Source organism: Candidatus Bathyarchaeota archaeon, from assembly GCA_026014465.1.
In the GTDB taxonomy this organism is placed as follows: domain Archaea; phylum Thermoproteota; class Bathyarchaeia; order Bathyarchaeales; family Bathycorpusculaceae; genus JADGNF01.
Map to the genome: position 1 here is coordinate 239,678 of JAOZID010000010.1, position 26,996 is coordinate 266,673.

28 protein-coding genes are annotated in these 26,996 nt (G+C 48.4%); 19 read left to right on the plus strand and 9 right to left on the minus strand.

Translation table 11 applies throughout. From position 1 onward, the window contains the following. Window positions 1-6: 6 nt before the first annotated feature. Window positions 7-1,992, minus strand: a complete 1,986-nt coding sequence (uvrB, locus tag NWF04_03325) for an excinuclease ABC subunit UvrB (protein ID MCW4005614.1) — start codon at window positions 1,990-1,992, stop codon at window positions 7-9. 223 nt (window positions 1,993-2,215) lie between these two features. Here uvrB and NWF04_03330 point away from each other — a divergent pair, with 223 nt between their 5' ends. The 3 genes from NWF04_03330 to corA all read left to right on the plus strand — a co-directional run bounded on the left by NWF04_03330 (window position 2,216) and on the right by corA (window position 6,225). Beyond that, window positions 2,216-3,664 carry a M56 family metallopeptidase gene (locus NWF04_03330; GenBank protein ID MCW4005615.1) on the plus strand — a complete coding sequence of 483 codons (1,449 nt, stop codon included), beginning with the start codon at window positions 2,216-2,218 and terminating at the stop codon, window positions 3,662-3,664. Window positions 3,665-3,760: 96 nt separating this feature from the next. After that, on the plus strand, window positions 3,761-5,041 hold the full coding sequence (locus NWF04_03335) for an alkaline phosphatase family protein (GenBank protein ID MCW4005616.1): 1,281 nt from the start codon (window positions 3,761-3,763) through the stop codon (window positions 5,039-5,041). 122 nt (window positions 5,042-5,163) lie between these two features. Continuing rightward, window positions 5,164-6,225, plus strand: coding sequence for a magnesium/cobalt transporter CorA (corA, locus tag NWF04_03340; GenBank protein MCW4005617.1), 1,062 nt, complete (start codon window positions 5,164-5,166; stop codon window positions 6,223-6,225). A gap of 26 nt (window positions 6,226-6,251) precedes the next feature. Here corA and NWF04_03345 read toward each other — a convergent pair whose 3' ends face one another. Beyond that, entirely contained in the window at window positions 6,252-7,073 is an 822-nt protein-coding gene (locus NWF04_03345; protein ID MCW4005618.1) for a mechanosensitive ion channel family protein, read from the minus strand. A gap of 79 nt (window positions 7,074-7,152) precedes the next feature. Next, on the minus strand, window positions 7,153-8,070 hold the full coding sequence (gene fba / locus NWF04_03350; protein MCW4005619.1) for a class II fructose-1,6-bisphosphate aldolase: 918 nt from the start codon (window positions 8,068-8,070) through the stop codon (window positions 7,153-7,155). Between the two features lie 290 nt (window positions 8,071-8,360). Between fba and NWF04_03355 the strand changes: the two genes are divergently transcribed. The 5 genes from NWF04_03355 (at window position 8,361) to NWF04_03375 (ending at window position 13,922) form a co-directional block, all read left to right on the plus strand. Further along, window positions 8,361-10,445: a VWA domain-containing protein gene (locus tag NWF04_03355; protein MCW4005620.1), complete on the plus strand. Its 2,085-nt coding sequence runs from the start codon at window positions 8,361-8,363 to the stop codon at window positions 10,443-10,445. 276 nt (window positions 10,446-10,721) lie between these two features. Continuing rightward, window positions 10,722-10,946, plus strand: a complete 225-nt coding sequence (locus NWF04_03360; GenBank protein ID MCW4005621.1) for a hypothetical protein — start codon at window positions 10,722-10,724, stop codon at window positions 10,944-10,946. 26 nt (window positions 10,947-10,972) lie between these two features. After that, complete coding sequence (locus tag NWF04_03365) at window positions 10,973-11,383, plus strand: ribonuclease HI family protein (GenBank protein ID MCW4005622.1); 411 nt, start codon at window positions 10,973-10,975, stop codon at window positions 11,381-11,383. Between the two features lie 86 nt (window positions 11,384-11,469). Then, window positions 11,470-12,249: an ABC transporter ATP-binding protein gene (locus tag NWF04_03370; GenBank protein ID MCW4005623.1), complete on the plus strand. Its 780-nt coding sequence runs from the start codon at window positions 11,470-11,472 to the stop codon at window positions 12,247-12,249. Continuing rightward, window positions 12,246-13,922, plus strand: a complete 1,677-nt coding sequence (locus tag NWF04_03375) for a hypothetical protein (protein ID MCW4005624.1) — start codon at window positions 12,246-12,248, stop codon at window positions 13,920-13,922. The genes NWF04_03370 and NWF04_03375 overlap by 4 nt, the downstream gene beginning before the upstream one ends. A gap of 8 nt (window positions 13,923-13,930) precedes the next feature. Here the strand turns inward: NWF04_03375 and NWF04_03380 are convergent, their stop codons facing one another. Next, a complete protein-coding gene (locus NWF04_03380; protein MCW4005625.1) occupies window positions 13,931-14,281 on the minus strand; it encodes a nitrous oxide-stimulated promoter family protein in 351 nt (116 codons plus the stop codon). 133 nt (window positions 14,282-14,414) lie between these two features. Here NWF04_03380 and NWF04_03385 point away from each other — a divergent pair, with 133 nt between their 5' ends. Further along, window positions 14,415-14,738: a thioredoxin family protein gene (locus NWF04_03385; GenBank protein MCW4005626.1), complete on the plus strand. Its 324-nt coding sequence runs from the start codon at window positions 14,415-14,417 to the stop codon at window positions 14,736-14,738. A 68-nt stretch (window positions 14,739-14,806) separates the two neighbouring features. On the opposite strand, the gene NWF04_03390 is transcribed toward NWF04_03385, so the two are convergent. Next, window positions 14,807-15,889 carry an SIS domain-containing protein gene (locus NWF04_03390; GenBank protein ID MCW4005627.1) on the minus strand — a complete coding sequence of 361 codons (1,083 nt, stop codon included), beginning with the start codon at window positions 15,887-15,889 and terminating at the stop codon, window positions 14,807-14,809. Between the two features lie 220 nt (window positions 15,890-16,109). On the opposite strand from NWF04_03390, the gene NWF04_03395 reads away from it, so the two are divergent. The 4 genes from NWF04_03395 (at window position 16,110) to dinB (ending at window position 18,952) form a co-directional block, all read left to right on the plus strand. Further along, window positions 16,110-16,742 carry a DUF2284 domain-containing protein gene (locus tag NWF04_03395; protein MCW4005628.1) on the plus strand — a complete coding sequence of 211 codons (633 nt, stop codon included), beginning with the start codon at window positions 16,110-16,112 and terminating at the stop codon, window positions 16,740-16,742. A 57-nt stretch (window positions 16,743-16,799) separates the two neighbouring features. Further along, window positions 16,800-17,357 (plus strand): nitroreductase family protein, encoded by a 558-nt coding sequence (locus NWF04_03400; GenBank protein MCW4005629.1) that lies wholly within the window; start codon window positions 16,800-16,802, stop codon window positions 17,355-17,357. A gap of 4 nt (window positions 17,358-17,361) precedes the next feature. Then, entirely contained in the window at window positions 17,362-17,625 is a 264-nt protein-coding gene (locus tag NWF04_03405; GenBank protein ID MCW4005630.1) for a DUF5615 family PIN-like protein, read from the plus strand. Window positions 17,626-17,878: 253 nt separating this feature from the next. After that, the gene (gene dinB, locus NWF04_03410; GenBank protein ID MCW4005631.1) at window positions 17,879-18,952 is read left to right on the plus strand and encodes a DNA polymerase IV; all 1,074 of its coding nucleotides are present in this window, start codon (window positions 17,879-17,881) and stop codon (window positions 18,950-18,952) included. Here the strand turns inward: dinB and NWF04_03415 are convergent. Next, entirely contained in the window at window positions 18,949-19,392 is a 444-nt protein-coding gene (locus NWF04_03415; GenBank protein ID MCW4005632.1) for a hypothetical protein, read from the minus strand. The genes dinB and NWF04_03415 overlap by 4 nt on opposite strands. A gap of 162 nt (window positions 19,393-19,554) precedes the next feature. Between NWF04_03415 and NWF04_03420 the strand changes: the two genes are divergently transcribed. Then, the gene (locus tag NWF04_03420) at window positions 19,555-19,857 is read left to right on the plus strand and encodes a hypothetical protein (protein ID MCW4005633.1); all 303 of its coding nucleotides are present in this window, start codon (window positions 19,555-19,557) and stop codon (window positions 19,855-19,857) included. A gap of 34 nt (window positions 19,858-19,891) precedes the next feature. Beyond that, the gene (locus NWF04_03425; protein ID MCW4005634.1) at window positions 19,892-20,341 is read left to right on the plus strand and encodes a YkgJ family cysteine cluster protein; all 450 of its coding nucleotides are present in this window, start codon (window positions 19,892-19,894) and stop codon (window positions 20,339-20,341) included. A gap of 12 nt (window positions 20,342-20,353) precedes the next feature. Here the strand turns inward: NWF04_03425 and pyrI are convergent, their stop codons facing one another. From pyrI to NWF04_03440, 3 genes are all read right to left on the minus strand, one after another. Continuing rightward, the gene (pyrI, locus tag NWF04_03430) at window positions 20,354-20,821 is read right to left on the minus strand and encodes an aspartate carbamoyltransferase regulatory subunit (protein MCW4005635.1); all 468 of its coding nucleotides are present in this window, start codon (window positions 20,819-20,821) and stop codon (window positions 20,354-20,356) included. Between the two features lie 87 nt (window positions 20,822-20,908). Beyond that, entirely contained in the window at window positions 20,909-22,627 is a 1,719-nt protein-coding gene (locus NWF04_03435) for an AarF/UbiB family protein (protein ID MCW4005636.1), read from the minus strand. Window positions 22,628-22,750: 123 nt separating this feature from the next. Then, window positions 22,751-23,122 carry a PadR family transcriptional regulator gene (locus NWF04_03440; GenBank protein MCW4005637.1) on the minus strand — a complete coding sequence of 124 codons (372 nt, stop codon included), beginning with the start codon at window positions 23,120-23,122 and terminating at the stop codon, window positions 22,751-22,753. A gap of 205 nt (window positions 23,123-23,327) precedes the next feature. Here NWF04_03440 and NWF04_03445 point away from each other — a divergent pair, with 205 nt between their 5' ends. The 4 genes from NWF04_03445 (at window position 23,328) to dnaK (ending at window position 26,996) form a co-directional block, all read left to right on the plus strand. Further along, the gene (locus tag NWF04_03445; GenBank protein MCW4005638.1) at window positions 23,328-23,642 is read left to right on the plus strand and encodes a PadR family transcriptional regulator; all 315 of its coding nucleotides are present in this window, start codon (window positions 23,328-23,330) and stop codon (window positions 23,640-23,642) included. Between the two features lie 110 nt (window positions 23,643-23,752). Then, window positions 23,753-24,418: a DUF996 domain-containing protein gene (locus NWF04_03450; GenBank protein ID MCW4005639.1), complete on the plus strand. Its 666-nt coding sequence runs from the start codon at window positions 23,753-23,755 to the stop codon at window positions 24,416-24,418. Window positions 24,419-24,567: 149 nt separating this feature from the next. Further along, window positions 24,568-25,101: a nucleotide exchange factor GrpE gene (locus NWF04_03455; protein ID MCW4005640.1), complete on the plus strand. Its 534-nt coding sequence runs from the start codon at window positions 24,568-24,570 to the stop codon at window positions 25,099-25,101. Continuing rightward, window positions 25,098-26,996: a molecular chaperone DnaK gene (gene dnaK, locus NWF04_03460; protein MCW4005641.1), complete on the plus strand. Its 1,899-nt coding sequence runs from the start codon at window positions 25,098-25,100 to the stop codon at window positions 26,994-26,996. The genes NWF04_03455 and dnaK overlap by 4 nt, the downstream gene beginning before the upstream one ends.

The following is a 26,996-nucleotide window of genomic DNA, read 5'->3' on the forward strand; positions in this document are numbered from 1 at the left end:
TTTGCACTAAACATGCTTTTTCTTCGTGTTTAGGGGGTTTTTGGCTTGCAGGGTAGCGGCTTTTGTGAGGTCAGATACCGCGTCTCGCAGCTCGATGGCTTTCTCGAAATCAAGGCGGTGGGCGGCTTCGTGCATCTGAGCCTCTAACTCGATGATTTTGCGTTGGACGTCGGTTTTGGCTAGGTGTTTGATGCCTTTGATTTTGCCTTCTTTTTGGCTGACGCTCTTGATGATGGTCTGCGGCGTGATGTTGTGGATTTTATTGTAGCGCATTTGGAATTGGCGGCGGTACGTTGTGGTTTGTATGGCGTGTTTGATGGATTGTGTTTTTACGTCGGCGTAGAGTATGACTTTGCCGTTTACGTTTCGGGCGGCGCGTCCGATGGTTTGGATGAGGCTGCGTTCGTCGCGTAGGAAGCCTTCTTTGTCGGCGTCGAGAATGAATATGGTTGAGACTTCGGGTATATCGAGCCCTTCGCGTAGGAGGTTGATGCCAACGAGTATGTCATATTCGCCGATGCGCAGTTGCCTAACCAGTTCGATGCGGTCTAGGCTGTCTACGTCGGAGTGCATGTAACGGACGCGAAAGCCTTCTTTGACGAGGTAGTCGGTTAGGTCTTCTGCCATGCGTTTGGTGAGGGTGGTGATTAGGATGCGGTTGCCCTGTTCAATTGTTTGCTTTGCGGTGGTCATGAGGTGTTGCATTTGCCCTTCGATAGGGTGCGTTTCGATTTGCGGGTCTAAAAGCCCTGTGGGTCGTGTGATTAGCTCAACGGCTTTTCCGCTTTTTTGCAGTTCGTACTCTGCTGGGGTGGCAGAGACAAAGAGGGTTTTGCCCATTTTCTTCTCGAATTCTTCGAATTTTAGGGGGCGGTTGTCAAAGGCGCTGGGCAATCGGAAGCCGTAGTCGACGAGGTTTTTTTTGCGGGAGTAGTCGCCGTTGTACATGGCGCGGGATTGCGGGATGGTTTGGTGGCTCTCATCGATAATGAGCAGGTAATCTTTGGGGAAGTAGTCCATTAGGACAAATGGGGGTTCGCCTGGTGCGCGTTCGTCGAAGTGGCGGCTGTAGTTCTCGATGCCGGCGCAGTAACCCAGCTCTTTTATCATTTCAAGATCGTAGTTGGTGCGCTGTTTGAGACGTTGAGCCTCTAGCGGGGGCAGCTGGGGCAGGCGTTCTGCTAATTCGTCGCGTATATGCTGGAAGGCTCGCTGCATTTTCTCTTCTGGAACTACGTACTGGCGCGCAGGATAAACCGTAATCTGGTCAATAGAGAGCTTGACGTCGCCTGTTACGGCGTTGACTTCACGGATTTTTTTGACTTTGCCTGCTTCGAGTTCTATACGCAGGATTTCTTTTTCATAAGCGGGAATTATGTCAATCACATCGCCGCGTACCCGAAAACGTCCAGGTTCTAGGGCGGTGTTGTTTCTTTCGTACTGCATGTCGATTAACGCGTTTATGAGGCGTTGGCGTGTGAAGGGTTCGCCGATTTTGAGGGTGACTGCCATGTTTTTGAAGTCTTCGGGGTTTCCCAAGCTGTAGATGCAGCTTATGCTGGCGACAACTATGGTGTCGTTGCGGCTTAGGAGGCTGGAGACGGCGTGCATGCGCATTTTCTCGATCTGCTCGTTCACGCTCGAGTCCTTCTCGATGTACATATCCGTCGTGGGTATGTAGGATTCAGGCTGGTAATAATCATAAAAACTAATGAAGTACTCAACGCGGTTGTTGGGGAAAAACTCTTTGAGCTCCGCATAAAGCTGCGCCGCCAACGTCTTATTATGCGCGATGATCAATGTGGGTTTTTGCAGTCGCTCAATCACGTTCGCCATAACAAAAGTCTTGCCGCTACCCGTAATACCCAACAGCGTCTGCTTATCCTTAACCGAAAAATTCGCAACCAACTTCGACACCGCTTCCTCCTGACCCGGAGAAGGCACAAACGGCGCTTTCAACTCAAACTGCAAACAAAGCTCCCCAAACACCATACAAAAACAAAAACCACCTTTAAAGTGTATTTAACCAAACCACGCAAAAACCAAGAAACACCAACCTATTAGGATGCTATTTTTTAATTGTATGCAAAAACGATAGGGGGAGGGGGTCTATATTTTGAAGGTTGCTCGGCAGGGGGTGGGTGGCTTGTGTGGTGGCGGATTCATAAGGTTCTAATATTCTGCAGGCTAGTTGGAAGGTAGGTAATTGGTTGCTATGGGTGCACCTATTTCTTATCGGCTTGATACGGAGATTCCGCCAGCGTATTTTGGGAAACTGTTTGAGTTCATTTACGGGCAGTATTTAGCAACTCAAAAGCAACGGTTCTCAGGCATAGTCAAACGCATTTCACCTGAGGGGAACCAGCTTTCCTACAAGGTTTTAGACAAACAAGGCAAAGGAATTATTGCAGTAGAGGTTTCGGGAACCAAAACCGTGGATATTACGGTGACGCCGTTGAATGCACAGGTTTTAGAGGACGCTGTGGTTGAGGCGCGTCAGGACGTGGTCATTGCGACGCAGTTGTTTGAGGAGAAAGCGCGTAAGGCGACGTGGTATTTTGCGTGGCGTGAGGGGGAGGAGATTGTTCCTGAGAAGGTTAAGACGTCGGAGAAGAGTTTTCAGCGGCTGTTTTTGGAGACGCAGATGTTGTTGTTTGCGGTTTTCATCGTTTTTGGCATGGGCTTCTTTTTTGTGGTTTACACGTTTCTGCCGCAGTGGTTTTGGGTTGCCCCCATAGCGCTCATAGCAGCCCAGTTCGTATTTGTCTTCTACTCCAGCAAAGTCATATCCAAAACAAGCGACTGGACCATAACCAAAGAAAACCCCTACATACACATCCTCGAATACCACCTGCCGCTGGGCACCATCGACCAATCCAAACCGCGTCTTGACCCCAAGCAAACCGCCGACCTAAAAAGGCAGGTCTACCGCGAAATCATCGCAAAACACGGCGCCATAAACTGCAGTGACGCCCAAAAAGTCTTTGGCAAATACGATGTCACCTGCCAAGCGGATAAGCTGGTAGCCAAAAAAATTAACGTGTACGAACTGGTGAAACGGGTCGCGGACAAGTTTGGTTATCCTGTGCCAAAAATCGTGGTCTCGAACACGTTGGTTCCTAATGCGGCGGCTTCAGGTCCCAGCCCCAGCCGAGGTATTGTGCTTATAACTACGGGGCTACTGGTGCAGCTTGAAGAACCCGAAATCATCAGCGTACTGGGGCACGAATTTGGACACCTCAAAGGCAAAGACCCCCTCATACTATACGGCTTAACAAGCGCCGAATTCCTGTTCCGCTTCTACATCCTCATCGCACTATTCCCTGGACTCTTCTTGTTCTTAGTGTACTTCTGGGCAGTCATGACCTTCATCTTCTTCATAGCCAAATTCTTCGAAGCCCGCGCCGACATAACCTCCGCCATCATCATGGGGCAACCCAAAGTCTTGGCTTCAGCATTAGAAAAAATAGGCTTTCAACGGCTACTGTTTGAACGCGCACCCGCGTTTCGTATTCAGGAATGGGTAGGTTTGGATTCGCATCCGCCGATTTATTTCAGGGTGAAACGCCTAGAGCAGCTTGAAGAACCAGTAAACATCAAACATCCCCTGATTGCATCGATAAAAGCGGTCGTGCAAGGTTTTCGTCAAACCCTAAACCTCTAACCCTTTTTCGCACAGTCAAAAACGGGCACAACAGAAATAAAGCATAAACGCTCAATAAGCCCCCAGACTCGACCCAGAAAAAGGAGAAACTCCGTCTTGAAGCTGCTATACATAGTCATAGACGGCATGGGTGACCTGCCGATAAAAGAATTATCAGATAAAACCCCCCTTGAAGCCGCATCTACCCCAAACATGGATTCTCTTGCCAAAAACGGGAACGTTGGCTTGATGTATACCGTGAAAAAAGGCGTCGCTCCTGAAAGTGACGTGGCTGTTATTTCTTTGCTTGGTTATGACCCGTTCCAGTACAGTCCAGGCAGAGGCGTAATTGAAGCGGTCGGCGCGGGAATTGACATGAAAACGGGTGATTTGGCTTTGCGCTGCAATTTTGGCACATTAGGCGAGGGCAAAACACTCATTGATAGGCGCGTGAAACGCACTTTGTCCACCGAAGAAGCCACCGAGTTGACCAAAGCAGCAAACACGCAGGTCAAGCTTGAATCGCACCCTGCAACTTTTGAGTTCTCAAACACTCTGGGGCACCGTGCAGTATTAGTAATCAAACACCAAGACAAACCGTTTTCCAGTGAAATCTCCAACAGCGACCCCGCCTACTCCATAGTCAACGGGTTAGGCGTTGCTGAAGCTGACCCCGAAATGGTTCTCAAAACCTGCGAACCCCTAAACGGCACACCCGAAGCTCAAGCCTCAGCAGATTTAGTTAACGAATTCATCGAAAAAAGCCATGACCTGTGGGAAAATCACCCCATAAACCAGCAACGCGCTTCCCAAGGCAAGCTAAAAGCAAACGTCGTGCTCACCCGCGATGCAGGCAACACGCTACCCAGCTTCTTTAGCATCAATGAACGCTACGGCGTAGACTTTGCCGCCCTTGCAGACATGCACGCAGAAAACGGCATAGCCAAACTCGCAGGCATGCAATCCTCCCTACTCCCACCACCCTCAGGCGACCTCAAAAAAGACTGTGAAATCCGCGTCAAACGCCTCCTTGACATCATGCCCAAACACGACTGCTTCTACATCCACCTCAAAGGACCCGACGAACCCGGACACGACGGCAACTGCCACAAAAAAACCGACATAATCTCCGCCATCGACAAGTACTTCTTTGGCGAGTTGCTGCCCCAAATAGACCTCAAAGATACCCTGTTTTGCATAACCGCCGACCACGCAACCCCCTGCGGCTTAAAAGTACACAGCGACACCCCCGTACCCCTACTCATCTCAGGTGGCAGCGTCACAGACGAAGACATCCAAAAATTCGGCGAAACCGCATGCAAAAACGGCAAACTCGGCACCATCAACCAAGGCTACGAACTCATGCCCAAACTCATGGCACTGCTCAAAAAAGCCTAACTGTCTAAAAACTGCCCCTTCTTGGGCAAAACGCTTTCTTTTTCTCTGTTTTGCATCGGGTTTTCTGTAAACCTTATATGCGTTTTTTGTTGTATATCGGTTTTAGGGGTTTCTGGGTATTTATGGCGTTTAGGGGTTGGTCTAAGAAGGCGGGTTCTCCTCCGGGGACTGTTGTTTATGTTGGGGAGCAGGTGCCTCAGGAGAGTCGTGTGCGGGTTATGGGTTATTCGGAGCGGTTTTTTGAGGAGAAAGAGGTTTCGGTGGTTGAGGATGTGTTTGCGGCTGCGGATAAGGCGGCGGTTTCTTGGATAAATGTGGATGGCTTGCAGGGAATTGATGTTATTGAACGGTTGGGGCGGCAGTTTAATGTTCATCCGCTGGTTTTGGAGGACATTGTCAACACGAATCAGCGCCCAAAAATCGAGGACTTCACCGACCACCTCTACATCGTGCTTAGGATGCTGCGTTACGACAAAGAAGCAAACGAGGTAATTTCTGAACAACTCAGCTTGCTTTTAGGCGCCAACTGGGTCATCTCGTTCCAGGAAACCGAAGGCGACGTATTCGACAACATCAGAGACCGCATAAAAAACAGCAAAGGTAAAATCCGCAAATCAGGCGCAGACTACCTCGCCTACGCCCTCATCGACGCCGTAGTAGACAACTACTTTTCAATCCTTGAAAACATCGGCGAAACTGTCGAAGACATCGAAGACGAACTGCTCACAAACCCCCAGCCCACAACCCTCAAAAAAATCCACGGACTAAAACGGCAGATTCTGCTACTGCGCAAATCCATCTGGCCCCTGCGCGAAGTCGCAAACGCAATGGAACGCGGCGAATCCAAGTTAATCAACAAAACAACAAGCATCTACCTGCGCGACGTGTACGACCACACCATACAAGTCATCGACGCCGTAGAGACGTTTCGCGACATGCTCTCAGGCATGCTTGACATCTACCTATCTAGCGTAAGCAACAAAATGAACGAAGTCATGAAAGTCCTAACCATAATCGCAACCATATTCATACCCCTCACATTCATAGCAGGAATCTACGGCATGAACTTCCAAAACATGCCCGAACTAACCCACCCCTTAGGGTACCCCCTAGTCCTAGCTGCCATGCTTGCCATAGCCGTTTTAATGCTGCTGTACTTTAGAAAGAAAAAATGGATACTCTAACCCGACGTTCACGGGTAAAAAGCCTGCTATGGCTTTTCTTTGGGTTCCATGTATTCTTTGCGAATGGCACCTGGTATGGGTGGCAGGATTTTTTGTTGCGCGAGTTTCTTGTTTGCGAGTTGGGTTATTTCGGATTTGATGAATTCCTCGTTTTCGGCGTGGTCTATCCAAAAGAGCGCTTCGATTTCGGTTGCCCACTCTTTGGTTCGGACAAGGAAGCGGATTTCGCGGCGTCGCTCTTCATTTACGATTACGGATTTGTGTTGCAGTAGCGCTTCGCGGATTGCGTTTTTGGCTTGTTCGACATTGTAGATGTAGTCGATGGCAAAAGTTATGGAGGCTACGGTTTCTTGTCCGCCGCCTGTGAGGTTGATTATGCGTTCTTTGAGCAGGGTGGAGTTGGGGATGATGATTTCGTTGCGGTCGTAGGTTTTTAGGGTAGTGGTTCGCAGGCTGAGTTCAGTTACGACGCCTTTGAGGTCGCCGACTTGTATGACATCGCCGATTTTGAATGTCTTGCCCGATAGTATGAGAAAGCCTGAAACCCAGTTTTCAATAACCTCTTTTAGGGCAAACCCGATAACCAAGGCGCTAACGCCAAGACCCGCAATCAAACCCGTAACGTCAACGTTAAATGCCCACAGAATCAAAACCACTGCAACAGCGTAGATAATAAACTGGAAGAACCGCTGCATGTTCTCGATGACCCGTTTTTTGTCGGCGGTTTTTGCATCCGCGGTTCTAAGTATTAGGCGGTTGATGAATTTGACTAAAACAAATGCTACCACAAATATGATTACTGCTTGAACAATCTGAACGATAAGTTCGGGGTCAATCAAATCCGCCATTTACAGGGTTCACTTCACTGCTGTTTAAGCTGCAACCTAACATGTGGGTTGTGCTCAAAAAATAGAAGAGAGGTAGGATTTAGGCTTTTCCTGAACTGCCAAATAGCTGCATTTTGCTCTTGGCAACTTCTTTCATGGCAGCACGGGCAGGACCCAAAATCTTGCGGGGGTCAAAATTCTGCGGCGCCGTCATGAGGGATTCGCGCACAGCACCAGTAAAAGCAAGGCGCAGGTCGGTGTCGACGTTAACTTTTGCTATGCCTAGGCTGATGGCTTTTTTGATTTCTTCTTCAGGTATGCCTTTTGCGTTGCCTAGTTGTGCGCCGTATTTGGCGGCTTTGTCGATGAGCCATTGGGGTACGCTGGATGCACCATGCAATACGAGGGGGATGCTGGTTTTTTCGCCTATTTTTTTGAGGCGTTCATGGTCAAGTTTGGCTTGGCTTTTGAATTTGTAGGCGCCATGGGAGGTGCCAATTGCTACGGCAAGGGTGTCTACGCCTGTTTGTTCTACGAAGTCTTTGGCGGTTTCGGGGTCGGTTAGTATGGCATCTTTTTCTTCTACACTGCGCTCTTCTACGCCTGCAAGCCTACCCAACTCCGCCTCAACAGAGACGCCTTTGGGATGCGCCATATCAACGACTTTTTTGGTTAACGCAATGTTTTCTTCCAGCTTCAAAAACGAGCCGTCAATCATAATCGAAGTAAAACCCGCTTCTACACATTTGGATGCAACCTCAAAATCTTCGCCATGATCCAAATGAATACTCATAGGAACCGCGGATAACTGCGCCGCTGTCTTTGCCAACCCTGAAATATAGGGCAAACCAGCATATTTTACCACACTGGGGCTAACAGCCAAAATCACAGGCGACTTCTCCTCAACCGCAGCTTCAGCAACCGCAGTCAAACTCTCAAGATTCTGAACATTCAAAGCAGGAATAGCATAACCGCCTTCCATAGCAGGAACCATCAAATCCTTATTCGTTACAAGCATAACCCTTCACTTCGACACAAATTTCTGTGAGAACTATTCGACAAACTCACACTATTTAATACTTCTGGCACTCAAATACAGACAAAACCTCCATCCCTAAAAACCCAAACACCAAACTCAACAGAAACCTCACAGCATTAAGTGCAATATACACTCTTGAGAGTTAAATGTCGAGAGTCCCGTAATAATATTCAATTCATTTTTTGCTTCTCAGTTTAGTTTAACAAAAGATAAAGGCGGCATTATGTTTACTCTAAAAAGTTAAATACTGCCTGGTTGGTAATTTGGTTATGGAGATAAAAATGGAGAAGCTAACCAAGAAAACTCTAATTGGAGTAACAATAATTTTGCTTTTGCTCTCGCCAGTAGTATCCACTGCTTTGGCAGAGCTTACGCCAAAAACGTTAACAGCAACCCTAGCCCCAGGAGAGTCAGTTTCCGAGTCTAAATCAGTCTTTTTGCCCAGCCAAATCCCGCAAGCGGACATACTCTTCGCTTTTGACCTCACAGGCAGCATGGGCAGCAGCATAGGTCAAGCAAAAGCAGAATCAATCGCAATCATGAATTCGCTTGACGCATTAATCAGCGATGCACAATACGGCGTTGCATCCTTCATGGATTACCCCGGCTCATATGACTCATACGGTTACAGTGACATGTATGGTTCTTCTGATTCGGGCGACTACGCCTACAAACTTGACCTGCCAATCACTAACGACCGCAGCGCAGTATCATCAGCAATTAACAACCTATACTTAGCCTGGGGAGCAGATGGACCTGAAGACTACTCAAGAGTCATCTATGAAAGCTACTCAGACAACTCAATCGCATGGAGACCAAACGCAAAGCACGTACTAGTTCTATTCGGCGACAACATACCTCATGACAACGACCTAAATGAAGGCGTACCCGGCATGACAGGAGGTTATTCCACTGGCGGCGACCCCGGCAGAGACGAAATAATGTTCACCACAGACGACATTGATTTACAAACCGCCCTCAACGGCATGAAAAACAACGGTGTTACCCTCATGTTTGTTGACTTTAGCTATAACTCTTACACAGATTACTGGAATTATTGGGCAAGTATCACTGGCGGTCAAAATTTTGACTCTGCAAACACTGACGGCATCGCAGTAGCCATTCAATCCCTGATAGGTAGCGCTGCAGGCCACGTTGACAAACTAACTCTAGAACCCCAGTCTGGATACGAAAGCTGGCTTACCGCATGCTCCCCAACAGAATACACAGATATCGACATCCCCCCAGAAGGCGTCACCCTACCCTTTGACATCACCATAACCGTACCCGCAGATGCTGTAGGTGGAAATTACAGCTTTGCAATAGCCGCCCAAGGCGACGGAGCAGGATATGGTCAGCAATGGGTAACATTGAACGTTGAAAGCGACATTACTGTGGGTCCAATTGAATCTGCAAATGGCAGCTTGCCTGTTGTTTACTGGAACACGCCAATTACATTTACCTACAATGACCCTGCCGCAACATCTGTAGATATCAGCATTCACCTCGATGATGGAGGCGCAGACATAATGGATTCAATGACTGGTCCAGCACCAACATGGACTTACACCACCACCATCTACCCCAGATCCGGCTACACCACAGTAACCTTCACTGCCCACTACGCATCAGGCGCAACTGCTGAGGAAAGCATAAACCTATACGTTGACCCCTCCGGCTACATCTATGACACTTTTACCCTTGAGCCAATCCTAGGTGCGAAAGTGACCCTTCAGATGTGGGATGGATCAACTTGGATAAACGTGCCCGATGGTTCCACAATCATGTCTGCAACAAACCGCAACAACCCTGACTACACAGACGCAAACGGTCACTACGGTTGGGATGTAATCCCTGGCACGTACCGAGTCTACGCTGAAAAAGTCGAATACACCTCCGAATACAGCATCGTCGTTAACGTACCTCCTCCAGTCCTTGACCTCAACATTGGTTTGACACCGCTCAATCCACCCGAACTAGCAAACGCAGCATTCGTCTGGACCACTGACAACACAGGAAACGAACAAAACAACTTCGGCATCGGACAAACCGTATTCATCCACTGGAATACAGCCCCCAAAGGCGCAATAGTTGACATACAAGTAGTTGATGAAACAGGCGCAGTTGTACTAGGACCCCTCTACAACAAACCAGAAAGCAGCTCACCCATAGCATTTTCCCCACCACAACCAGGCTATTACACAGTACTAGTTGACGGCAAACCCGTCTTCTCTATTGCAGTCGCAACCTTCTTTGTCATACCCGAAAGCGCACTAGGCACACTCATCACGATAATTGCATCCTTCGCAGCCCTCGCATCCTTCCGCTACATCACCGCGAAACGCAAGCACTAAACCAAAAACCAACCCCTTTCCTTTCTTTTTTATTTCTACAATTTCAACATTTTACTGAATCATTCTACGATGACATGTTTTAGCCTCAAAATAACACGCAAACATTGGAGTACACACACCACAGCACCCAAGCAAACAGGCAGATAGACCCCCTCCCCCTATTGTTTCTGCATACAATTAAAAACAGCATCCAAATAGGCGGCTAATAGGTTGGCGTCTGTGGTTTTTTGGTAAGGTTTATGTTTGCGGTGGCGCCTTGGTTTTGTGGTGTTTGTTGTGACTTGTTATTTTAGGCATTTGGGCGAGGTTTTTCGTGGAGCAGGCATTGAGGTTTCAGCGCATAATAAGAAGCAGCTTGACCGCGTGATTCATGATTTGGTACAGGTTGAATACAAGAATTGCCCGGCTACGTGGCGGGAAGTCAAGAAACGGTTAGCTGAAGACGCACAGGGCTTTGTTGAGCAGTTAAAATCGGCGTGGAACAGCCAAAACACCGCCTAACATGCCAGGTTCTTTGAGGGATAAATGTGCAGTTAAAGAGTTACTCGGATGGCGGCGCGAGAGGCAACCCTGGACCTGCAGCTATGGCGTATTTGCTTTTGGACGAAAAAGGCGCCGTGGTGAAGTCTGAGGCGCGTTTTTTGGGTAGGCGGACGAATAATCAGGCTGAGTATGAGGGCGTGATTGCTGCGTTGCGGTCTGCTGCATCGTTGGGGGCGCAGGAGCTTGTGTGTGTTTTGGATAGCCAGCTTGTTTGCAGGCAGCTTACAGGCGAGTATAGGGTGAAGAACGCGGAGCTTTTTGAGCTTTGGAAGGTAGTGCGTGAGTTACAGCGGGGCTTTAGGGCAGTGCGGTTTATGCAGGTTCCCCGAACAAACAGGTTTATTCAACAAGCCGACCATATGCTTAACAAATGTCTAGACCAAGAAGCTCCATAAACGGTTTAGCTGCAGAGTTAATTTTGCACAAATAGTTTGTGTTATCCTTAAATATTGGGACTTTTCAATATTGAGACGTGATTTCCATGACACAGAATAGTACGTATGCCGTTGAATTGAAAAACGTGGTTAAAAGATACAATGAACTTACAGCTGTAAACAACGTTAGTTTGAATATACAGCAGGGAGAGATTTTTGGTTTACTAGGACCAAACGGGTCAGGGAAATCCACCACTCTTAAAATGATCTTGGGACTGCTTCAGCCCACACAGGGCGACGTAGTCGTACTAGGTTTGAACACCCAAAAAGACGCCGTAGAAATCAAAAGTTTAGTAGGCTACGCGCCTGAAGCCCCCCGAATCTACGAGTTCCTCACGGGAATTGAATTTTTGGATTTCATAGGAGACATCTACGGCATGTCCCCCGAAGAGAAAAGCAGCCGAATCAGCGAGTACCTAAAAGCCCTGCAACTCGAGGGCAGGGAAGGCGACATGATAAGCGGCTACTCTGAGGGTATGAAGCAGAAAATCGCGCTTATAGCCGCGTTCATTCACCGCCCCAAACTCCTCATCTTAGATGAACCTCTTAACGCTTTAGACCCCCGCTCTGCACGCATCGTCAAAGACACCATCCACCAGCTAAAACAGCAAGGCGTAACCACCATCATGTCCACACATATTTTGGAGATAGCCCAAGCAGTATGTGACCGCATCGGTATCATGTACAAAGGCGACCTCTTAGCTCTTGGCAACATGGAAGAACTGCAGAAAATGGCGTCGCTACCTGGCTCAGGCTTGGAGGACATATTCCTAAAACTCACGGGCACAGGCGACGTTAAAGCTGTGGTTGAGGCACTTGTGAAATGAACTGGAAAACCGTCCGCCACCTCATCAGCGTAGAAAGAAAATCAGGCAGGCTACTACGCGGCAAAAAAACAACCAACTACAACGTACGCCGCAACCGCATCTTTAGCTACCTAGGATACATCCTAGCCATAGCCATTGGCATAGCCGCGGGCGCAATTGTGATTTTCGCGTACGGACAAATAGTGACCACTGCCGAGTTGGCGATTTTGTTCAAGGAGGCTTTTGCTAATTTCCAGTTTTCGTTGCCGACGTTGATTTTGATTTTCACGTTCGTCTTTTCGATGATGCAGCAAATCCAACGTAGCGGTGTATCAGCTTCGCGGCAATCGCCGTATTGGCTTCCAATTACGTGGCAAGAACACACGCTAGCTTCAATTATAGCTGACGTTTCAGGTCTCCCACTGTATGCTATAGCCATTTTCTCGCCCGCTGTCCTGATAACCTCCGTAATTACTGGGCAGGTAGCTATTGCGGTAGGCGCAGTTTTAGCGATGCTTGGAGCCGCGTTCATGGCAAGCGCCACCACCGAAATCTTCCGCATCTTGCAGGTACGCTTCACAGGAGCCGTTTACAAATCAACAGGACGCGCAGCTGTCTGGGTACGTTTCATCAGCTCGATTGGTTTCTTCGTAGTCTTCTACATTATCTACTTCTCGTTAATCACAGGGTCAAACGCCATCAACTTCATCCAGACAGTAGCTTCTGTTCAAAGCGCCATCTGGTTTGTCCCGTTTGTCTGGCTGGGTATGACTTTGTACTCGCTGGTTAACGGGCTACTGTTGCAGGGCATCGCGTTTTTGGCTGCTTCGGTTCTGTTCATCTACGGCTTGTTCTACTTGGGCACTGTCCTCAACAAGCGCTTTGGACTCTACGAGCCTCCAACCATCAAAATCTCCCAAGGAACCTACGTCCCCAAAACTGGGCTGCTGGGCAAAATGGGTTTTAGCTCCGCCGAAGCCGCGCTGCTACGCAAAGACATCCGAGCATTCACCCGCCGCCGAGAACTAATCTCAGCGTTCATCATACCCATCGTGTTCCTCATACTGCCCATAATGAACTCTGTAAACGGTGTAGGCTCAGAAGTTGGGTTCCTTTCGCTGTTTTGGATAGCGTTAATCACAGTGTTTCCAGTAGTTCTCATGGCAAGCAGCGTAGGCAGCTTCATGACAGGCGAAGAAGGACAAAACATCTGGAGAATCTACGTCTCCCCCATATCAGCCAAAACCTACGTCAAAAGCAAATACACCTTCATCTTGGTGTTCTCGCTTATCGTGCTGCCCGTCACAGGCACCATCGGCTTCATTGTCTACCAACCCACACTGCAAGCAATGTTAACCCTCGTAGCAGAAGCAGTAATCATCGCCTTCGCAGTCAGCGCACTCTCCCTAGGAAACGGCATCAAAGGAGCAGACTTCACCGAAATCCCAAGACCACGCATGATACGCGGAGAATGGAGCCTCATTAACATGCTCACCTGCGGCGGCGTCGCCCTAGCCATAATGGCGCCCCTGATCCCACGCATGCTAAACATCATGGGACTACCCATACCACCGATTCTAGAAGTCTACCAAGCAGTAATAATCAGCGCAGTCATAGGCGCAATCATGACAGTAGTTTTCCACCGCATCGCAGTAGACAACGCCAAAGAACTAATCACCAAAGCCGAAGTCTAAGCACCCTTCTACTTTTTTTCTTTCTTTTTCAGGGCAGGCGGCGCGCGTCGTCCGTCCCAAACATGATGCAACGCCAACGCGGGATGATACAAAAGCATGCGTGGTCCCGAGTACCGCATAACGGTCTTGACTTTTTCGAGCATATCAGGCTTGTAGCAGTGCACCGTGCATTTTCCGCAGGTGCTTTTCTTTTCCTGAAACGGACACTTATCCAAACGCGCAAAAGCATACGACAAAAACTCGCTACACTCCACGCAAAGCTCCCCACCTGCACCGTGATGATGTGCCCGACAGTAAATCTGCACCATAGCCTCAATGGTTTTCTTCTCACGCCTCATCCGCGGATGCTCAACAGCCATTTATCTTCACACGTTAAGGGTAGGATGCAACAGGCAAATACGTTGTGACTAGCTAATGCGGGATTTTCGTTTTGAGCGGGTTGGGAGGCGGCAACATTTAAAGCATGCCCTCGCCGACTAGACTTGATTAGCTATGATTGAGATTTTTGATGCGCAAGAGTTAACCCAGCAGCTACAAAAGAACCCAAACGCAGTTGTTTTGTTCTATGCGTCATGGTGCCCGTTTTGCAGGAATTTTCTGCCCGTCTTTGAGGAATACGCAAAAACCAGCTCTCCCGCCGTTTACATGCGCGTAAAACTTGACGAGGACGAAAACCCGCTGTGGGAAAGGTACTCTTTGGATGCTGTGCCGTCGGTTCTGCTTTTTGAAAACGGAGAGGTAAAACGGCGCCTTGACTGCCAACGCGGCATAGGATTAACCAAGCAGCTTTTTAGCAACTGGCTCCAAACAGCATAAAACCCCTCTGGCTTAAACGAAAAAAGGAAACGGGTTGCGTGGGTTAGGCAACCTTTCTTTTCTTTTGGTTACTGTGTGACGCTGTGGTACCAGCTGATTATGTATTCTGGAAGTTTTAGTCCGCGCAGGGCTAGGCGTTCTGCAAATCTGACGGGCAAGGGGCTAAGGACGAAAGCGGCGCGGGTGTAGAAGCGGCGCGGGGAACCAGGTTTGTCTTCTTCGGGCAAAATGATTTTGAGGTCGGCTTTTTTGGCTAAGGGCGAGTTTTCGTTTCCCGTTATAGCCAGCACGGTGCCGTTGAATTTCTGCAGCACATCACACCACAAAAGGACGGATTTGGTTTCGCCCGTGTAGGACAGCAAAATTTCTAGGTCGCCTGCTCGGGGTCGTGGAGTATTGACGCCGCGGGTCATGAAGACGTTATCGCCCAGGACGGTTTTGATGTGGAAAAGCCGTACGCCAGTCATTTTGGCGATTTCGTTAGCGGTTCCTTTTCCGCCTAGGTAAACGTTGGTTCGCTTCTCCATCAAATCTACTAGCTGCGCGTATGTTTCAGAGTTTATGTTGTTGTCTATCATGTCGCCGATGATTTCGAATTCTTCTTCGCAGAGCGTGTAGACGTCATCTACTTCCAAGTTGCGGAAAATCGCTTCAGTCATCATGCACAAAAGCTGCAGCGTACCCAACTCAAAAATGTCACCCATCATGCCTGTCTCGCTGTACTCAAAAGACGGCTTCATCTTTCCGCGTCCCTTGATTTGAACCACATGACCATGCTTGCTAGTTATCTTCGCCAAAGGCGAATTCATGCCCGACGTGAATAGGCCCATGCTGAATTTTTTGCTCTGTTTCTCTTCGATGTAACATGCTAAATCCTGTGCCATGCCAAGGGGGTCGTCTGAGTAGCCGCTACCGCTGTTCATAAGCAACAGCACCTTCTTGTACCTGCGCTCTAAATCCTCGGCAGCTTCATACATGTTCCGTCCAGGAAAACCAGGGTCATCAGGAGTCAGAACAACCTTGTTTCTCCACCCCGCCTTACTAAGCGCAAACTGGCTCATAGCAGCATTCAATGAATGCAAAGACCTGCCCGAACCACCACAAACCACACAATCCGCCGCCTTCAAATCCTCATACAAAGGCGCAAGCATACTCTTGCGTACACACAAAACGTTATCGCGGATTTTATTCGTGAAACCAATGCTGCTAATCTTGCTTTTGATTTAACTAGCCCCCAATTCCAACATCATGTTTCCTAATTGCTATATTATTGTTACGCTTTCCAACGTAGCGTTTGGTTATGCAAGCGGGGTTTTTGCCAAATGTTTATATCATATAGCAGGGTCAATGCTGAATTCAGGTAGAACAGTGATGTCTAATCAGATTGACTTGGGAAAGTTTGATTTTCTAAAGAAGCGCGCTTTGGAGTTGGGGGCTTCGGATGCGAAGCTTTTTCCTGCTGACCAGGTTGTAGTGGAAGACCGCGTTGTGCTTAAGTGCAAGGTCGGCTGCAACAACTACGGGAAAACCTTGGCTTGTCCGCCTTTTACTCCTACGCCTGCCGAGTTTAGGCGCATCGTGAGCGAGTACAGCACGGCTATGTTCATGAAGTTTACCTCAAACGCCCAAGCCGACAAAGAACTACAAAAGAACCTGTCAAAAACTGACGATAAAACCCTGGATGCAGATGTAAAAGCAAAAGTGGATGATTTCTGGGCGACCTGGAAGGCTGACAAGAACAAGATGCTTGCTTCTGTTGTTGAACTAGAAAAAGAAGCCATGCGCAAAGGCTACCCCCTCGCCGTAAGCTTTGTCTCAGGCGCCTGCTACCTGTGCGAAAAATGCAACATCGAAACAGGAATATGCGCCCACCCAACCATGGCACGCTACTCCGAAGACGCACTAGGCGTAAACGTCAAAAAAACCGCTCAAAACGCAGGCATACCCGTCACGTTCCCCTTCCCCAAGAACCCCGAATCCTTCGCGCTGCTCCTAATAGACTAAAATCTTATCAATACCTAATGTCCATATACCTGTCTGACGGGATGCGTGGTGAAACAAATGGATGTTTTTGACGCCATACAAAACCGAAAATCCAGCCGTTCATATAAGCCAACTCCAGTGCCTAAAGCAGTTTTGGAGAAGCTTTTGGATGCCGCTAGGCTTTCGCCTTCAGCTAAGAACCTGCAGCCGTGGCATTTTATTGTTGTAACCGACAAGGCTAAACGCAAAGCACTCTCAGGGGGCATGTTCGCCAGGTTCCTTGGGAAGGTGCCTGCGGTTATTGTGTTGTGTGGGGACGAGCAAGCTTCACCTGACTGGTACGTTGTTGACGTCGCTTTGGCGGGGGAAAACATGGTTTTGGCAGCAACTTCTGAGGGACTGGGAACCTGCTGGGTAGGCAGCTTCGACGAAAAACAAGTCCAACAACTGCTAAAAATCCCAGAACACATGCGCGTCGTAGCGTTACTCGCTGTTGGTTACGCCGAAGAAAAAATAAGTCTCACAGAAAAAATCATACACTTAATCCGCCGCCGCAAACCCCTAACAGAAATCTCCAGCTGGGAAATGTACGGACAAAACCCCGACGGCAGCCCCAACGGAGGCGCACCAAATTAAGCTGCTGCTCGACGAAATGTACGCAGGACTAAAAGAGTACTTTGAAACATTAGGCTACGAAGTAGAAACCGCCCAAGAAGCAGGGCTAAACGGCGCAAAAGACATGACCGTCGTCCAATACGCCGCCAAACACAACCTACTCCTCGTAACCCAAGACCTCAAACCCTCTGAACTCGCCCAAATGACAGGCACCAAATACCTACTCATCAGCAACGCCCTCATCGCCCAAGCCGCACACCAAGCCATTCAAAACAAATACCTAAAATAAACAGCCAACAACACAAACAAAACAACCTCTGCACTGCAACAGGTCAAAGAAAATAAAAAAGAAAAGAAGGGCGGTTTTATTTTTGGCGTTTTCTAAGTGCCACCACGCTTAAGGCTGCAAAATTGCCGAAAAACTGCAGGCAGGTCAAGCAAGAGGTTGTTTGCTGTTAGACATGTTGGGTGCAATAACGCTTTTTATGGCGGCGTGGTTGGGTAGTTTTGGGTCTTAGAGCTTCAAGAGTGCCGTGAAGTGTATGCGTCAGGTTGGACGATTTATTTTTCATTTGGATATGGATCATTTTTTTACGGCGGTTGAGGTTCGGGAGCGTCCTGAGCTTTTGGGTAAGCCTGTGGTGGTTGGAGCTGACCCTAAAGGCGGCAAAGGCAGGGGCGTGGTTAGCACGAGCAGTTATGAAGCGCGCAGGGCTGGGGTATATTCGGGTATACCGATTTCGCAGGCGTGGCAGCTTTGCCCCGAAGCGGTGTATTTGCGTCCGAATTACCCGTTGTACAAGCGGGTTTCAAAAGAGATTATGGCGGTTGTGCAAGGTTACGCAGATGGTTTTGAGCAGTGGGGGTTGGATGAGGCATTTTTGGATGTTTCTTCGCGCGTTGCAGATTTTGGGGAAGCGGAGGCGTTGGCGAGGCAAATTAAACTGGAGATTTTGCGGCGGCAGCGTTTGACGTGTTCGGTGGGAGTAGGAGCAAACAAGCTCGTCGCCAAGGTCGCCAGTGACTACCAAAAACCCGACGGGTTAACCGTGGTTAGGCAGGAGGAGGCGGAGGCGTTTTTGGCGCCGTTGCCTGTTCGCAAGCTGCTGTGGGTGGGACGCAAAACCGAAGCAAAACTCAAAACGTTGGGTGTAGAAACCATCGGTGACCTCGCAGGCTACGACCCCACCGCGTTAACGGACATGTTTGGCGTTACGGGCAAGCAGATTTATCTCATGGCACAGGGCATAGACCGCAGCGAAATCCAAGTACGCAGCGAAGCCAAATCCATAAGCCACGAAACCACCTTTGAAGAAGACACCGCAGACCCACAAATCCTACAAGAAGCCCTCTACGCCCTAAACACCGAAGTTGCCCAGGAAGCCACAGGACAGCACCTGTTTTTTAAGACCATAACCGTGAAAGTGCGTTACCAGAACTTTGAAACCCACACCAAAAGCAAAACCCTGCCGTTTATGACTAACCGCCCTCAAGACCTCCAAAAAACCGCCCAGACGCTGCTACAACCATACCTGCATACGGGTCGCAAAATCAGGCTCATAGGCGTACGCGTATCCAGCTTGGTTTCAGGCAAAAAACAGCAAACCCTGTTTTAGGCGGGTTTAGGGTAGGTTTTTGTTCGGGGTCGCAGGGCTTCTATGAGGAAAAGCGCCGCGGCGGCTACAGTAACGATGGTGAGCAACATAAAGGAGTCGTCGATGGGGGAGCCCGCGGCTAAGTGGTAAATTAGTATGATGCTAAACGAGATGGTTAGGGCGGCGAAGCATAGGAAAAACAGTTTGGACGTCGCAACTAGGTATTTGCCAACCCAGATGTAACCCTTAAAGCTGACCTTGCGTGTCACAGCGTAGCGTCCATAAGCGTCCTTGCCAACTAAATCCATATCCGCAAGCTTCTGCAAATGCCTGTGCACTACGCCAGGGCTGCTAATACCTAAAGCCCGCATAACATCGCGTGGACCCTCAGGCTGCCCCACCCTCACCAGATACACGTAAATTTGAAACGTCGTCGCAGAAAACTCGTCCTCAAACTCCACCCAATGTTCCCCAAACAAACCACTTAGTCATTCAACCTAAAAAATTCTACCATATTAACAGAAGCTGCTTTGCACACCCAAACACAGAGGCGTTGGTGGAATCTATAAATAGCGGGGTACAGTCACCACAGCTAAACAGGACTGAGGATAAGCGATTTGCATTTGGAAGAGATGAAACAGGAAATTGAAAAGCTCGTCGTAAAGAAGGGATTCTACAATAAACCCGAGGATATTCCTAAGAAGCTGCTTTTTGCGTTTGTTGAACTGGGCGAGGCTAGTGATGCATGGAAGAAAGGGCAGCCGCAAGAAAAAATTGCTGAGGAGTTAATTGACGTGGTTTTTTATTTGCTGGATGCGAGCCGTTTAGCTTGCCCCGAAGTGAACATGGATGAAATGTTTAGGTGGAAGCTCGCGAAAAACCTGGGCAGACCCTACCAGTACGGCGAAGGACACCGCAACAAATAACCCGCGCCGCCTCAATATCAAATGAGGAAATAGCTTGGCGTTTCGTTACCCCGAAAACCTGCGTTTCACATGCACCAGATGCGGCTTATGCTGCGGCGACACACCCACAAAAACCCGCCATATCCTACTTTTGCCCTCGGATGTGCGGCGCATCTCCCAGAGTACAAAGCAGCCCCTAAACAGCTTTGCCCACCGAATCACAGGAAAAACCCCCTACCTCTACGAAATGCATAAACAAAACAGCGGCAAATGCCTTTTTCTTAAAGAAAACCAATGCAGCATATACCAAAACCGACCCTTAATTTGCAGGTTCTACCCCTTCGAGCTAAAAACCGACGAAAACCAAACGCCTGTCTTCACCGCCACCAACGAGTGCCCCTCCATATCCAGCGCTGATCCAATGCAGGAAACGGTTTTGGATGCCAAATATTTTGAGCGGCTGTTGGCTTTGGCGCGTGCCGAGCTATCTTGCTCCTGTGAATAGCCGTTGTGCGGGTTAGAATTGGCGGAGTATGTCTTGTTTTTCTTGGATGTAGCCGCAGTAGTGGCATTTTAGGATGAGGGGTTCTTGGGTTTCTAGGTAGAATTTTGTGCCTACGGGTTCGTGGCTGTTGCTTATGCACATGGGGTTTATGCAGCATATGATGTCTTCGATGGCGTTGGGTAGTTTGACTTCGACTTTGTCGACGACCTCGTAGTTTTTGATGATGTTTATGGTGGCGTTTGGCGCAATAAGCGCTATGCGGTTAACTTCTTGGCTGCTCAAAGATTTACCCTCAATCTTCACGATATCTTTAACGCCAAAACGTTTACTGGGCACATTAATTCCAATAGTCACCACCTGCTTCTCATGCCCAGTCACACCCAAAATCCTAACCACATCCAAAGCGTAACCACCCCGAATATGATCAATAACCGTGCCATCCTTGATTTTAGAAACCCTAACTTCCCGGTCAACACCCATCTAAACTTCGCCTGCATAAACTCTTCAGCAGACGTAAATAACACTTACGATTACCCACTCGGCGCCGCCAAAACCTCAAAAGACGGTTTAGTTTGGGGGTTGGGTTTTTTTGCAGGTGTTTGACATGGTGCGTAGTATGGAGGGTATGGTGAAGACGCTAAAGACGCGGGTGTATTTTGGGGCGCCTGCTTTGCGTATGGTGTTGATTTCGCCGCCTGCTTGTAAGTACCCGTCTATGAATGCTTGTGAGATTTTTTGGGCTTTGTTTTCGCTGTTTGCTGGCAGGTAGTGTCCTGAAAAATACAGGAACTCGGCTATGTCCCAGGATTTGTTGCCGCCGCGGGTTGCCTGCTCAAAATCCAGCAGGTACAGGGTGCCTTGTTTGGTGACCATGATGTTTTCGGGTTTGGTGTCGCCTAATGCTACGTTGAGGCTGTGGATTTTTGCGTAGACTTCGCCGACTTGCTTTATGACTTCAAGGTCTTTTTCCATGTCTTGGCTGTTTTGGGCGTTGGCGATGCGTTTTATGCCGTTGTTTAGGGTTTCGCCGTCAATGAACTCCATGAAAACCAGCCGTTCTTTGGTGCTTACGTACAGGACCTTGGGCACGTTGAAGCCTTTTCGTTCTAAAAGCTCGCCGATGGCGCATTCTTTTGCAAGCCGCGACCTGCCAAGAACAGCAAAACTGCGGGCTCCGATGCTCCAAACCGACAACGGGAACCACTTAAAACTCGACCAGTCCTTAAACCGCTTCACCAAAATCTTCTTCTCCACACCAACATCATTGAACGCCCGAATAAGATAGACATCATTTAGGACGCCGCCGAAGTCTTCAATTTTGATTTTGCTGTAGCTACCGTCTAGGAGCACTTTTTGGGCGAATGTTTGGATATCGACTTTGTCGGCTAAGGAGACTAAGCCCTGCGCGGTTGGGGCGTAAACGTATCGTTGGGGGTTGATGAATTGGCGGTTGGAGTTGAATTCGGTTTTCCATGGGGGTATTTGGAGTTTGAGGAGGGCTTCGGTGTTTTGGGTAAAAAAGTTTAGCATCTGTGGGAAGAGCCCGAATATGGAGGAGAATAGGGCGCGGGGCATGTTTTTTGAGGCTTGTATGAGGTAGGTTTTGGGTGTTGTGTGTTCTGACAGGAATTTTTTGGAGATTAAGATGTAGTCTTGTTTGAAGCGTATTTGCTCTTCGGATTCTAAGAGTTGTAGGGCTTTTAGGTAACCTTGCAGGACGGTTAGGACTTTTTGGTTTTCTACGTTGCCGCTTAGGAACTCGGATATGCCATAAGAGAGAGGTGGGAAGATGCGAACGCGGTTGAGCAGGGCTTCGTACATGAAGTATTCGGGTTTGATGTGGATTTGGTAGGATAGTTCGGGGTAGCTAATTACTAGGTTCTCTAAAAGTTCAAGAATCAACCTTTTTTTCAGCACGATTTCATGCTGTTCAAGGTACGGCGCGTTCACCAAACTGTCATACGGGAAAAGCAGAAAACTGGCAAAAGCCTCTCCTAAAAAGCCGCGGTCAACATCACGCTCAAAAATCCACTGGTCCACCGCGAAAACCAGCACGTTTTTTCCAGTCATGATTTTGGGGTAATTCATCAGCCGTGATTGGAAATCATGAATAACCAGCAGAACCTGAAGAGTGCCTTTTACGTTTAATGTGCCTGCGGAGCTGTCTGACACAGCGATGGCGGTTATAGGGTTAGAACCTGCTATGTGCTTGGAGAACTCTTGAATCTGCTGGTTTAAACTTTGACTTGTAATAGCAGAATCCTGCACATCATCACCCATCACCATTAACCGCTGACACTACTATATTATGGAAGAAGTTCTATATTTGATGCATGCTGCCAAGCGATTTTGAAACAGTTTTTGTGGCTTGCAGCAAAGCAGAATTTACGTGATGATTGGTTGGAGTGTTTAGCTTGGCAGGGTGCCCATGGCTTGGTTGGGTATGCTTGAGGGGGACCTTGTTTGCATAGCCAGTTTTTTGCAGAGCTGGTTGAGCGAGACTTCTGCCAGGTATAGGACGTTTTGTCCTTCGGTGGTTAGCTGGTAGGTTTTGCGAGGGCGTTCTTTGGTGGTGTTCCATTCACTTTGAATGTAACCCTTTTTTTCTAAATTGTTGAGCATGGGGTAGATGCTGCTTGGTCCAAAGCATATTCCAAAATCCTTGCGGATGCTGCTTATGATTTGGTATCCGTGCATGGGTTCATTATTTAGAATTTCCAATATTATGATGTCTAAAAGTCCTTTCATTAGTCTGCTTTCGACTTCTTTTTTGTTTGGCACTTTCTTTCCTTTCTCCTCGCGTTTTTGTGTTGAACACAACTACAATATGTACAAATGCAGACATATTGCAACATTTCTTATATCCATCAAACCCAAATATAAATATTGATAGAACATACCTCCAACACAGTTTCCCGCAAAACAGCACATCTAAATACGAAAACAAACAACCCTAGAAGTATCAACTCAGCCAGAGATTGCAGCCATGGAAGACTACAAACAACAACTTCTCGAACGCATAACCAAAAACCTCCTTGACATCCAACTACTACGCTTCATCCAAAAAGAACCCATGTGGGGCTATAAAATCAAAAAAACCGTAGAGGAAAACCTGGGCATCAAACTCCGACACGGCGCACTATACCCCACGCTTAACCTGCTAGAACGGGAAGGCTTCATAGCCAGCGAAATACAGCCGCAAGGTGGACGGGCCCGAAAAATCTACACGCTGACCTCAAACGGAAAAGCCTACCTTGAAGCATATTACGCAGTATTAAAAGAGCAGCTAAACAGCACATAAACATGTCTACAACGCGGTTTTTTCTTACTGAACCTGCACGTTAACCTGCGTAGCAACAGCAAGGCTTTTATTCTTAAACCCTGAAACGGAATCAGCAGGAGGAAATAAAATTGGAATTTAACACAATTAAAACATTGGGCGGCGTAGGCGCACTATTGATGTTCATCTCTTCACTTGTCTCATCTGCTGCTGGCTTTGCACCTGGATTCATCGGACTCATCGGCTTTATCCTTTTGATAATCGCAGTTCATGGTTTGGCAAAACATTACAGTACACCGGGCATTTTCCAGAATTTCTTGTATGGAACTCTTGCGGGCGTAGTAGGAGTAGTTGCTCTTGCAGTGACTGCAGTAACGGTTATACTTACTTCGTTCGAGGAGATTTTCTATGACCTGTTTCCAGCGTGGAACGGGGACTGGACATCACTGAGCCAATACACTGCCGCAGACATAAACACTGACATAGCCATGAGCTCTATTGGAACGTTGCTGGCTGCTCTTCTAATAGCGTTCGTAATCATGTTCGTCTTCCTTCTCATCGTTGCAATCTTCTACAGGCGCTCTTTGAATCTTCTACGCGACAGGTCTGAAGTTGGGCTCTTTGGCACCACTGGAACCTTGCTGCTCGTCGGCGCAGTTCTTGTCATAGTCTTTGGAATCGGCTTGTTCATAGTCTGGATTTCGACACTGCTACTTGCTATAGCCTTCTTCCAACTACAACCCAAACAACCCCAACCCACAACCACCACCGACTACACACCCCAACCCCAATACTAAACCATCCCCTCCAACCTTTTTTCTTTTAACCGCAATATGTCACAAACGGTTTTGTCTATCGGTTATCTGGAGAAAAGGGTTTTTGCGAGGCGAAAAATATATTTTTGTTTGTTGATGTTTAGAATTGCAGCCAAGAGGCGGATACCCTTATGAAAGATAATTTAAAGGAAGGCAAAGCTCATGCCGACTTTGAAGCACAGTTAGTTGAAGAGAAGAAACGCAGTGAAGAGTACCTGAACTGCATTAAGTATTTGCAAGCTGATTGTGAGAACATGACGCGTCGTTTTGACCGCCAGTTAGAGCAGGCAGTGAAGTGCGCTAATGAACGTTTGGTTATGCAGTTGCTTGAAGTCATTGACGAGTTGGAGATGGCAGTGAAGAACGCTCAGGACTCTGGTTCTGCGCAGCTGCTCGTAGAGGGCGTACAGATGACACTAAAGAAGTTGCGAAAAGTTCTTGAGCAAGAAGGTGTCTTTCCAATAGAATGCGAAGGACAGCCTTTTGACCCCTCAAAACACAACGCAGTAGCTACTGTCGAACGCCCCGACGTCGAGGGCTGCATAGTAGTAGAGGATATCCGAAAAGGCTACGCATTAAAAGACAAAATCATCAGACCCAGCATAGTAAAGGTCTCGGTTAACCCCTCTTCACAGTCAAAAACGAAGGAGGAAAACGAAACATGAGCAATGTTCAAAGTGGAGAAAAAGTTATAGGAATAGATTTAGGAACAACCAACAGCGCCGCAGCTATTTTTGAAGGTGGACGCGCCAGCGTAATCCCAAGCGCTGAAGGACCAACCATGGCGGGAAAAATGTTCCCATCCGTAGTTGCCTTCACAAAAGACGGACAACTACTAATAGGTGAACCCGCCAAACGCCAAGCTACGGCAAACCCCCAAGGAACAATTTTTGAAGTAAAACGCAAAATGGGCACCAAAGAAAAACTTTCCGTAAACGGGAAAGAGTACAGCCCCCAGCAGATCAGCGCGTTTATTTTGCAGAAAATCAAAAAAGACGCTGAAACCTACTTGGGCACGCCCGTCAAAAAAGCGGTCATAACAGTTCCCGCGCACTTTGACGACAACCAGCGACAAGCCACCAAAGACGCAGGCGAAATCGCAGGTTTTGAAGTCATGCGCATCATCAACGAACCCACCGCCGCGTGCCTCGCGTATGGAATCGACAAGCTTGATAAGGACATGAAAATTTTGGTGTTCAGCTTCGGAGGCGGCACCCACGACGTTACGGTCATGGACTTTGGCAAAGGCGTCTTCCAAGTTCTAAGCACCAGCGGCGACACGCAACTGGGCGGAACCGACGTAGACAAAGCAGTCATGGGCTACATCATCGAAGAGTTCAAACGCCAAACAGGCATCGACCTCTCAGGCGACCAAATGGCACAAGCCAGACTAAAAGAAGCCGCCGAGAAAGCCAAAATCGAACTCACCACACTCATGACCACCGACATCGACCTGCCCTTCATCACCTCCGACGCATCAGGACCCAAACACCTGCACCTCACCATAACCCGAACAAAACTCGAATCCCTTGCCCAACCCATCGTGAAGCAAACCGAAAAAACCATCCTCAAAGCCCTTGAAGATGCCAAACTCACCCCCCAAGGCGTGGACAAAATCATCTTGATGGGCGGTATGACCCGTATGCCTTTGGTGCAACGTTTTGTCGAGCAAATTCTAAATAAGGCTCCTGAGCGCGGTATTGACCCCATGGAGTGTGTTGCGATTGGCGCATCAATTCAGGGCGCAGTTCTAACAGGCGAAGTCAAAGACATCCTGCTGCTTGACGTCACGCCCTTATCATTGGGTGTTGAAACCATGGGCGGCGTATTCACCAAGGTCATTGAGAAGAACACTACCATACCCACCAAGAGAAGCCAAGTCTTCACCACCGCCGCGGACTCCCAAACCGCCGTAACCATCCACGTCCTCCAAGGCGAACGCCAAATGGCATCAGACAACGTCTCGCTGGGCATGTTCAACTTAGAAGGCATCCCACCCGCGCCCCGAGGAGTCCCCCAAATCGAAGTCACCTTCGACATCGACGCCAACGGCATACTCAACGTTAGCGCCAAAGACCGCGGCACAGGCAAGGAAACTAAAATCCGCATCACCGCTTCAAGCAAACTCTCTAACGAAGACAAGGAACGCATGGTCAAAGAAGCCGAGCAATTCTCCGATCAAGACAAGAAGAAACGCGAAGAAGCCGAACTGCGAAACAACGCCGACAGCCTAATTTACACCGCAGAGAAAACCAAAACCGACCTTGCAGACAAAATAAAAGACGACCAAAAAGGCAAAATCGACACCGCCGTCGCTGCGCTCAAAGACGCAATGGCAAGCAATGACATGGCAAAAGTCAAGGAAACCTCTGACGCATTAAGCAAGGTTCTGCAGGAAGTCGGCACCGTCGTCTACCAGCAAGCAGCCGAGCAAGCAAAACAACAGCAAGCCCAAACAGGGCCTCAAGCAGGCGATACAGGACCAGAGTCGGGACAGCAAAACCAAAACTCCTCTGACGACGACAAAGTAGTTGACTCTGAAGACTATAACGTCAAGTAG